The sequence below is a fragment of the Bacillus sp. JJ634 genome (assembly GCF_036962285.1).
Taxonomy (GTDB): Bacteria; Bacillota; Bacilli; order Bacillales; family DSM-1321; genus Peribacillus; species Peribacillus asahii_A.
Window position 1 is genome coordinate 1 of the sequence record NZ_JBALMU010000165.1, and the last position, 10,135, is coordinate 10,135.

Below are 10,135 nucleotides of genomic sequence, written 5' to 3' on the forward strand. Positions count from 1 at the left end.
GACACAACTTTTATATATTTTTGTGATGACTTATTTAAAACTAAATTTATATCAGCAGTTTTCGAAAGCATTTGAAAAAACTTTTTTTGAATTTTTCTATTTTTTACTTGATCTTCAATATTACAATGATAATGAACAATTAATGAAATGCCTTTCTTTTTAATAATTTTAGCAAAAATATAGTCCCTAATTACTCCATATGCTCCACAAGAGGTGTTTATATGTGCAATATTAGCACTGTTACAATTTAACTTAGCTATTAATTCTTTTAATATATCCTTTGTTCTTTTAGCTTCATCAAGTAATTTTCTTCTTGAATTAATTTTATCTAATCTTGTTCCGACAACTGCAGTATTCACAATATCAACATGTATATTTTTACCTTTTGTCCAGTTTACATACTTTTTTGTCCATGTTGCGATACCGCCAGATGGTGGTGGTAATGGAGAAACTAATAGAACCTTTAGTACATCCTTATGCCCATCCATCACTACCTTTCCCTCCAAACAACCCTGTTTACATAATCTGTGTATGACAAGATAATTCTAAGCACCTTATCCGATACATTAGGCATACTATAATCTCCAACAATCCTTAATGTATTTTTTTCTTGTACTTCTAATACCTCTAATCCCTGCAAAATTCTTTCTTTCTTTAAACCCACCATCATTACAGATGCTTCTTCCATAGCTTCCGGTCTTTCATGTGCTTGTCTAATATTAAGTGCTCTAAATCCAAGAATAGAAGATTCTTCACTGATCGTTCCACTATCACTAAGTACAGCTTTAGCTTTAATTTGAAGTTTTACATAATCATTGAATCCTAATGGTTTCATCGTCTTCACCAAAGGATTAAACTCAATCGCTTTTGCTTCAATCATGTTTCTAGTTCTTGGATGAGTACTCACAATTACAGGCATATTATACTTTTCTGCAACCGCATTTAAACTATCAACTAAATCTAAGAAATTGGTTTCTGAATTAATATTTTCTTCTCTATGAGCTGATACTACAAAATACTTACCTTCTTCAAGTGCCAATTTCTCTAATACATCTGATTTCTCAATGTCATCTTTTCTAGAGTTTAGCACTTCAAACATAGGGCTTCCTGTTTTAATAATTCTATCTGCCGGTATTCCTTCTCTTAACAAGTATTCTCTTGCAATATCACTATAAGTTAAATTTATATCTGCTGTATGATCAACAATTTTTCTATTAGTTTCTTCTGGAACTCTTTGATCAAAGCATCGATTTCCCGCTTCCATGTGGAATATTGGAATATGTCTTCTTTTTGCTGCTATAGCGCATAAACAACTATTCGTATCTCCCAGTACTAACAAAGCATCTGGTTTAACCTCATCCATAATAGGATCTATTTTAACTAAAATATTACCAATGGTTTCTACTGCTGTTCCAGTAGCTGCATTAAGAAAATAATCTGGTTTTTTCAAATTAAAATCTTTAAAAAATACCTCATTTAATTCATAATCATAATTTTGCCCTGTATGAACAAGTATATGTTCTATTGCATTCGATTCTTCTAATTTATTAATAACAGCCGACAATCTTATAATCTCTGGTCTAGTACCAACGACTGTCATGACTTTTAATTTCTTCATATGGTTATACCTCCACGAAGTAAGTGTCTGGTTTTTCTGGATCAAAACATTCATTCGCCCACATTACTGTTACTAAATCACTCTCGCCTACATTTACAATGGAGTGAGTATATCCAGTAGGAATATCTACAACCTGTAACTTGTCTCCACTGACTCTATATTCAATAATTTCTTCAGAATCTATCTTTCTAAATCGAATTAATCCTTCTCCACTAACAACTAAGAATTTTTCATTTTTTGTATGATGCCAATGGTTCCCCTTCGTAATCCCAGGTTTTGATACATTTACAGATACTTGTCCTCTTTCAGGTGTTCTCATAAATTCTGTAAAAGATCCTCTATGGTCACAATTCATTTTAAGGTCATAAGAAAACTTATCTTCTGGTAAGAAACTTAAATAAGTACTATAAAGCTTCTTAGTTAGAGCATCTTCCATATTAGGAATACTTAGATTTGTTCTACTTTCCTTAAAGCCCTTTATAAGCTCGGCTAACACTCCAAGTTTAATATTATGTGTTATAGGCACTCCACAATAATCACCTTGAATAGTTGGATTGCCCTCTAATGCACGTAAAAACTCTTCTAATACATCATCTATATAGCATAAATTAAGCTCTGCATCCGGATTATTTATCTGAATATCTAAGTCTCTAGCTACATTATGACAAAATGTAGCCACTACAGTATTATAGTTAGGCTTGCTCCACTTACCAAATAAGTTTGGTAATCTATATACATAGACTTTTACATCAGTTTCTTTGTAATAATCAAATAATAAATCTTCTCCTGCCTTTTTACTTCTTCCATAAGGATTATCCTTTTCTGCCTGAATTGATGAAGTAATAAGTACAGGAGCTTTGTTATTATGTTTCTTTAATAGTTCTAGCAATTTAGATGTAAAGCCAAAATTACCTTTCATAAATTCATTTTCATCTTTCGGTCTATTTACTCCAGCTAAATGAAAGACAAAATCGCACTCTTCTGTATATTTTTCAAGTAATGAGAAATCACTTTCTCTAGTAAACTCAAATATATTGCTATACCCTTTATTTCTAAGCTCGGCAATAAGGTTTTTCCCTAAAAAACCTTTTGCACCTGTAACAAGAATATTCATTAATTAATTCCACCTTTTAGTTCATTACTGGAGTCTCTTTACGCCATTCCTTAAGCTCGTTTTGTACATAGTCTAATTTAAGTAATGTTTCTTTAATTTGTTCAATGCTTAGAATTTGAGTATTATCGGAGTTATATTCTTCTATAGTAGAAAGCTTTTGATCTCCCTCAGCAAAATACTTATCATAGTTAAGATCTCTTTGATCAGCAGGAACTCTGAAGAATCCACCTAAGTCCTCGGCAACTACATATTCCTCTTTAGTAAGAAGTGTTTCATATCGCTTTTCCCCGTGACGAGTTCCAATTATTTCAATTTCATTATCCGCATTAAATAATTCCTTTACAGCTTGAGCAAGATCGCCAATAGTACTTGCAGGCGATTTTTGAACCATAATATCTCCAGCCTCAGCATTTTGGAAAGCAAATACGACTAATTCGACTGCTTCTTCTAAACTCATTAAAAATCTTGTCATATTAGGATCCGTTACTGTTAAAGGCTTTCCACTTTTAATCTGTTCAATAAATAATGGAATAACTGATCCACGTGAGGCCATTACATTACCATATCTAGTACCACAGATAAGAGTTCTATCAGGAGATACTGTTTTTGATTTTGCCACAAAAACCTTTTCCATCATCGCCTTTGAAATCCCCATTGCATTAATTGGATATGCTGCTTTATCAGTTGAAAGACAGATTACCTTTTCAACCCCATATTCAATAGCAGCAGTGAGTACATTGTCTGTTCCTAAAACATTAGTTTTGACCGCTTCAAGGGGGAAAAATTCACATGATGGAACTTGCTTCAATGCAGCGGCATGGAAGATATAGTCAACACCATGCATAGCATTCTTGACACTTGCTAAGTCCCTTACGTCTCCAAGATAAAACTTGAGTTTGTCATTTCTATAAAGTTTTCTCATATCATCCTGTTTTTTCTCATCACGTGAGAAAATTCGAATTTCTTTTATATCAGTATCTAGAAACCGTTTCATTACAGCATTTCCAAAAGAACCTGTACCACCAGTAATTAGTAGTGTCTTATCTTTAAACATACCCTCTTCTACCTCACTTTTTTAAAATGACTCTCTAATATATCAACAGAACGCTTTACATTAAATTTAGCTTCTAAATACTTACGACCGTTAGACCCCATCATTGGCAATCTTTTTGATTTCGACATTTCTTTAGCTTTATTTATAAAAGTTTGTACATCACCTGACCAAACCCACTCACCACAATCAGCTTCTTCGATCATCTCTTTTAAATCACTCACTTTATCTGTAGCTGCAATTACAGGCTTGGCATACTCCATATATGACAGGATACGAGACGGATAGTTTGGGATGGAGAATCGCGGATCAAGTACAATCAATCCAACATCACATTCTTTTGTTATCTGTTCGTACTCACTTCTCGGTAGGTTCTCAATCACTAGAGCATTATTAATATCAAATTCCTTTATTGCATTCTCTAACTTATATCTATCAGTTCCTCTACCAATGAAGAGGAAGTACATATCTTTTTCATTCTTGCATCCTTTAATAACTTCGCATAAAAGATCTATATTCTGTGGTCTACCCATGTTTCCACCAAATAGAAAGACACTTGCTTCTTTAGGAATTCCAAATCTCTCCCTCATTGGAAATCCCTCTAAGTTTATACTATTCGTCAATTTTTTCGTATTAGGAAATATCTCAACTTTTGCAAAATCCATCCATGAGTTATGCTCTAACACATATTGCTTATTAGCATTAGACATACAACCAATATAATCAGCTGTTTGTAATAACTTCTTTTCCTTTGATGTGAAATATCGATGTAAAATACCTTTTTCTTTTATAATTCCTAAATCTACTGCGTTCTGAGGAAAAATATCTTTGAGCATTAAATATGATGGACAATCGAATTGCTTCTTTGCCCACGCCACCAAACCTGCATTAGTCACTGGTGGTGATTCAAATAAGATAAAATCAAACTCTCTTTTTCCTAAATACTTTTTTATACCTTTTTTCATAAGCACGGGTATTTTTAAAGTAGTTATACCTTTTTCTATAAAACCTACATCATAGTAATTTCCAGTAACAATTCGCAATACATCAAAACCACGTTCTTTCTTCATTTCAGTATGTTGCTTATTCTTCGCTTGTTCGGATACAGCTACTGTAATCTCATGACCGGCTTCATTTAATGCTTCTGCTAAATCCGTATATATTGTAGCGCCTTTACCTGGCTCTGGAAAAGAAGTCGCAATGTATAGTACTCTCAAAAAAATCTCTCCTCAATTTCTCCTGCACACCATATCTTTATACGATTCAAATTAAATATTCCATAAATGATAAACTTGATGACACCCTACCTGTTTACAGCCAACCTTATGATAAAAGTTAATAGCTCCGATATTTCTCGCTTGAGTACCCACTCTTACTTCATCACAACCACGTTGATATGCTTCATATTCTACTGCTTTAAATAAGCTAGTACCAATACCACCTTTAGTCTCCTTTTGAGACACAGCAATTAGCTCAATTACACACGCATTTTCTGAATAAGAATATAATACAAAACCGTTTATATCACCGTTTCCATTCTTAGATAACGCATAAAACTTATCTTGCTTTCCAAAAGCATTAATAAGCCACTGCTGATAAACTTGACTACCACCTCGTTTAGCCAATTCAGGGTCCTCTGTGAACTTCGAAAACTGAAAATCTGCAATTTCAATTACTTGATCATTTCTGTTTAACGATTGATAAATCGTAATATTTTTAGACATTTCATGTGAACCTTTTATCTTTTTCAAAAACTGAATATTTGCATCTGCCAAAAACGCAGCAGTATCTTTCCCTATCATCTGTGTGTTAACAGGTTCTGAATTTTGATTCACAATTGATATAAACTGATAATCTTTAAACCTAGTCTTTAGTTCATCCCATTCATTTAATGTAAGAGGTCTATGTAGAATGGCTTTACTACTAGTAACACCAAAAAACTCCTTGTCCCACTTTAAATCATAGAATGTTACTGCATTTTCTATATCTTTTTCTTTCATTAAGCCCCCACCACCTTACATTCCTACACTGGTATTTTTATTCGATTTAGTACTATTATCAGTTACAAATACATCTTCACGCTTCAAAACAGATATAGCCGTTTTAAAAAATATCTTAATATCTAGCCACCAAGACAAGTGGTCAATATAGTAAATATCATTTTGGATTCTTTCTTTCCAAGGTACGGTATTTCTAAAATAGGCTTGGTTATACCCAGTAACACCCGGTCTAACTTCAAGCTTTCGTTCTTCATTACCTTCATATAGTTCACGATGTTCCGGTAAGTCAGGTCTAGGTCCTATGATACTCATGTCGCCTTTGATTATATTTAAAAGCTGCGGGGTTTCATCAAGACTTGTTTTGCGAATAAACTTTCCGATTTTTGTAAGTCTTGGGTCATCTTCTGCATTAAAGGTTGATCCGTCCTCATTTCTTAAATCCGGGGCATTCATTTTCATAGAACGGAATTTATACATTTTGAATACTTTTCCGTTCTCACCAAGTCGTGGTGCATTATAAAAAATTGACCCTTTGTCTTGAAAGTAAATGATTGGACCAATGATAATCAAAATCATAAGCCAAAATGGTAGGGCTATTATTGCTAGTATTAAATCAAATACTCTTTTAAAAAAATTCTTATACATACCGCCACCCCACTTGGAAATCATTACTTAAAACTTCATTTAATACCTTCTTAAAACTCTCAACCACATACTTCACATCCTCATCACTCAATAAAGTATGAAGTGGAAGTGTAATCTCATTTTTATATACATCAAAAGCACTAGGATAATCCTTAATATCAAACCCTAAATTCTTATAAGCTGTAAACATCGGTAATGGTTTGTAGTGAACATTGCACGCAACTCCTACCTCAGCCATTTTTCTAATTATTTCATTTCTCTCATCTTCACCAATTTCAGGTATTCTCACTAAATAAAGATGACCTGAGGATTCAAAGTTTTCACCATAATGTTGTAGGCTTTGAATCCCTAATGGTAAAAGTGCTTTATCGTACATTTCAACAATCTCTTTACGCCTTTTCAACAAGACATCATATCTATCTAGCTGTATCAAACCAAATCCAGCCATAATATCAGTCATATTGCACTTGTAAGCAGGATAAACAATATCATATTCCCATGCACCTTTTTGGGTTTTCGCCAATGCATCTTTAGATTGACCATGAAGGCTATAGAGCATGAACTGCTTATAAAGCCAATCATCATCTAGTCCACGGTCATTACGCCAAACCACTGCACCGCCCTCAGCAGTTGTCAAATTCTTCACTGCATGGAAAGAGTAGCAAGTAAAGTCTGCAACTTGTCCACATTTTTCACCGTGTCTTTTAGCTCCAAAAGCATGTGCAGCATCAGTCATAACAATTACCCTATTAAATAACCCTTGAATTTCATTATTAGCCTTAAACAGTTCTTTTTTACTTTCTACTATTTCGTATATAGCATCGTAATCACACATTTTCCCTGCTAAATCAACAGGAATAATAGCCTTTGTATTTGCTGTAATCGCATCAGCAAGTTTTGAATAATCCATTTCAAAAGAATCCGGTGCAGTATCGACCAGTACAATTTTTGCCCCAACATGATCTATAATGGAGGCAGATGCTGTATAAGTATATGCCGAAGTAATAACCTCATCACCAGGCCCTATTCCTAAAATACGAAGGGTAAGCTCCATAGCTGATGTTGCAGAGTTTAGGCACACAGCCTTATTTGTACCAACGTATTCAGCTATTCTTTTTTCAAACTCTTTTGTTCTTGGACCAGTTGTAATCCAACCAGATTTCATTGCTTTTATAACTTCTTCAATTTCCGCATCTGTAATATCTGGTGGAGAGAATGTTATATTTCTCACTTTAGTATCAATCATTTTATTTACCTCGCTTTATTCAAGTTTAAGTATTTAACATTTAAAAATGCTTCTTTAGCGGCTTAGTACTTAACTGAATTTCTAAACTTCTCACATCCAATTAACTACTAACCCACTAAATTTTGCTATCAAGTTAAAATAGAACCTTATGTTTAAAACTCTTCCCAACCTAAACTCTCCCAAAAAGTACTAGCCCCTTGTCCATATAATAAAAATATCCATCTGAACAGGGGCTCAAGTTATTTACTTTTTTCTATAACTTTTTTAAATCATAACCCTACAGTTTGTTTCTGTTCACCAAACTTAGTATTAGCAACCCCCACCAATATCTCCTTCAACTCTACCACATCCTTATGAGGCAAAGTCTCAATCATAGAATATAACTCTTCCTTCTCCATCGGCTCTGCTTTCCCAATATGAATCTTAGGAAACACTTGCTTCGCCTGAACCTCGTTCTCATTCAATAACTCTTCAAATAACTTCTCTCCCGGTCTTATTCCAGAGAATTGAATACCGATTTCCTCTTCCGTATATCCTGAAAGAGTGATGAGGTTTTGAGCTAAATCTACAATCTTCACAGGCTCTCCCATATCAAGAACAAACACTTCGCCGCCCCGAGCCAAAGCACCGGCTTGAATCACAAGTCTAGAAGCTTCAGGAATTGTCATAAAATACCTCGTCATTTCCGGATGGGTGACCGTAACTGGACCCCCTGCTTGAATTTGCTTTTTAAATAGTGGAATAACACTCCCGCGACTTCCAAGCACATTTCCAAAACGAACAGCAACAAACGTTGTTTTACTTTCTTTTGCTAGATTTTGAATAATCATTTCTGCAAAACGTTTGGTAGCACCCATCACGTTAGGCGGATTGACTGCCTTATCAGTTGAAACAAGAACAAAGTTTTTTACCCCAAATGTATCAGCAGCTTCCGCTACGTTTCTTGTACCAAAAATGTTATTCTTAACTGCTTCCATCGGGTTATACTCCATTAACGGAACATGCTTATGAGCAGCCGCATGATACACAACATCTGGCTGATATTCATTAACAATATCAAAGATTCGAACTCGATCCTGCACATCCGCAATAATCGGGATGATTTCAAATTCACCAGCATATTTTTTTCTTAATTCCATATCAATTGTGTAAATACTATTTTCACCATGACCTAAAAGAAGTAATGTTCCCGGTTGGAATTTAGCTATTTGCCTGCATATTTCCGAACCAATAGACCCGCCAGCACCAGTAACAAGTACTGTTTTCCCTGTTAGTTTTTCCGAAATCGTGCTCATATCTAACTCTACTGGCTCTCGGCCCAGTAAATCTTCCACTTGAACATCTCTCATTTGATTAACAGAAATTTTCCCTGTCACAAGGTCTTCTATTAATGGCATAATCTTCGTTTTCGCTTTTGTTTTTGCACATTCCTCATAGATTTTTTTCATCTCTTGTTTTTGCAATGAAGGAATCGCAATGACAATGTTTTCGATATTTGATTCTTCTACAATTCGTGGGATATCTTGACTATTCCCTTTTACTTCAATCCCATAGATGTCGAGTTTATACTTTGTAGGATCATCGTCTACAAAGGCAACCGGATAAAGGTCCGCATCTGTATTTTTCAAAAGTTGCCTTGCAACCATCGTTCCAGCTGAACCTGCTCCAACAATTAACGTCCGTTTCTTATCAGGATTCGGTGCAATAAACCTGTCTCGGAAAACTCGCCATGAAAAACGGGAACCTCCAATTAAAATGACATGCAGCATCCATGTAATACCTAACACTCTAAAGTAAATATCCTGCGTCACAATCAGTTGAACAATCGCTGTCAGTATAATCGAAAATGTAACAGCCTTCACAATCGCTGTTAATTCCCCAACACTTGCATACGCCCATGCTTTTTGATAAAGACGATAAATGGCTGCAAATACATGATGGCTAATAAGTAAGGATATTGCACATACCCATAGCATAGGAATCGTATATACATTCATATAGGGGTTTAAAATAAAGTATCCAATAAATATTGCAAATAAAACAATGATTGAGTCCAATAGAACTAATAATGGAACCCGCCTTTTATAAACCAATTGCGATCCCTCCTTGACATAAAATATGTTTCATGATTTGACTAAACTTAATTTTCGAATTTCATTTATCAATTGAAGTACTTCGCCTGCATCTATTTCTCATTGTTCTAAGAACATGAAAATTCCAGTTGTTAATATGTAGATTCCCAATAATTACAAGATTGGGTGAAGCTTTTCGACGAAATTACTCGTTTGATAGCGCAGCATTGGGATTAATAATTCCTTAACGATACGTTTCCTCTTTTGATACAGCTCAGACCCCAATTACAACATACAATTACTTCTTTCTTACTCCCCCCTATTTCTCGGATATTAATCCTTATAAAATTAAATAGTTAATGAGAAAACACGTTAAACACATATATCCT

General features: G+C 34.5%; 9 protein-coding genes. All 9 read right to left on the reverse strand.

The features are described 5' to 3' along the window. A partial coding sequence (locus V7068_RS20155; RefSeq protein ID WP_499714267.1) for a hypothetical protein occupies positions 1 to 491 on the reverse strand: 491 nt, incomplete at its 3' end. Next, positions 491 to 1,618 (reverse strand): non-hydrolyzing UDP-N-acetylglucosamine 2-epimerase, encoded by a 1,128-nt coding sequence (gene wecB, locus V7068_RS20160; protein WP_499714268.1) that lies wholly within the window; start codon positions 1,616 to 1,618, stop codon positions 491 to 493. The genes V7068_RS20155 and wecB, both read right to left, overlap by 1 nt. Positions 1,619 to 1,622: 4 nt before the next feature. Further along, on the reverse strand, positions 1,623 to 2,732 hold the full coding sequence (locus tag V7068_RS20165; RefSeq protein ID WP_499714269.1) for a capsular polysaccharide biosynthesis protein CapF: 1,110 nt from the start codon (positions 2,730 to 2,732) through the stop codon (positions 1,623 to 1,625). Positions 2,733 to 2,748: 16 nt separating this feature from the next. Continuing rightward, entirely contained in the window at positions 2,749 to 3,786 is a 1,038-nt protein-coding gene (locus V7068_RS20170; protein ID WP_499714270.1) for a polysaccharide biosynthesis protein, read from the reverse strand. Between the two features lie 8 nt (positions 3,787 to 3,794). Then, a complete protein-coding gene (locus V7068_RS20175) occupies positions 3,795 to 5,000 on the reverse strand; it encodes a glycosyltransferase family 4 protein (protein WP_499714271.1) in 1,206 nt (401 codons plus the stop codon). A 51-nt stretch (positions 5,001 to 5,051) separates the two neighbouring features. Beyond that, on the reverse strand, positions 5,052 to 5,783 hold the full coding sequence (locus V7068_RS20180; RefSeq protein ID WP_499714272.1) for a GNAT family N-acetyltransferase: 732 nt from the start codon (positions 5,781 to 5,783) through the stop codon (positions 5,052 to 5,054). A 15-nt stretch (positions 5,784 to 5,798) separates the two neighbouring features. Next, positions 5,799 to 6,428, reverse strand: a complete 630-nt coding sequence (locus V7068_RS20185; protein ID WP_499714275.1) for a sugar transferase — start codon at positions 6,426 to 6,428, stop codon at positions 5,799 to 5,801. After that, positions 6,421 to 7,674, reverse strand: a complete 1,254-nt coding sequence (locus tag V7068_RS20190; RefSeq protein ID WP_499714273.1) for a DegT/DnrJ/EryC1/StrS family aminotransferase — start codon at positions 7,672 to 7,674, stop codon at positions 6,421 to 6,423. Before V7068_RS20190 ends, V7068_RS20185 begins: the two co-directional genes overlap by 8 nt. 269 nt (positions 7,675 to 7,943) lie before the next feature. After that, positions 7,944 to 9,767: a polysaccharide biosynthesis protein gene (locus V7068_RS20195; RefSeq protein ID WP_499714274.1), complete on the reverse strand. Its 1,824-nt coding sequence runs from the start codon at positions 9,765 to 9,767 to the stop codon at positions 7,944 to 7,946. Positions 9,768 to 10,135: the final 368 nt, after the last annotated feature.

Coding starts and splice junctions, on each gene's coding strand:
- wecB (WP_499714268.1), bottom strand. CDS start 1,618: ATGAAGAAATTAAAAGTCATGACAGTCGTTGGTACTAGACCAGAGATT.
- V7068_RS20165 (WP_499714269.1), bottom strand. CDS start 2,732: ATGAATATTCTTGTTACAGGTGCAAAAGGTTTTTTAGGGAAAAACCTT.
- V7068_RS20170 (WP_499714270.1), bottom strand. CDS start 3,786: ATGTTTAAAGATAAGACACTACTAATTACTGGTGGTACAGGTTCTTTT.
- V7068_RS20180 (WP_499714272.1), bottom strand. CDS start 5,783: ATGAAAGAAAAAGATATAGAAAATGCAGTAACATTCTATGATTTAAAG.
- V7068_RS20185 (WP_499714275.1), bottom strand. CDS start 6,428: ATGTATAAGAATTTTTTTAAAAGAGTATTTGATTTAATACTAGCAATA.
- V7068_RS20190 (WP_499714273.1), bottom strand. CDS start 7,674: ATGATTGATACTAAAGTGAGAAATATAACATTCTCTCCACCAGATATT.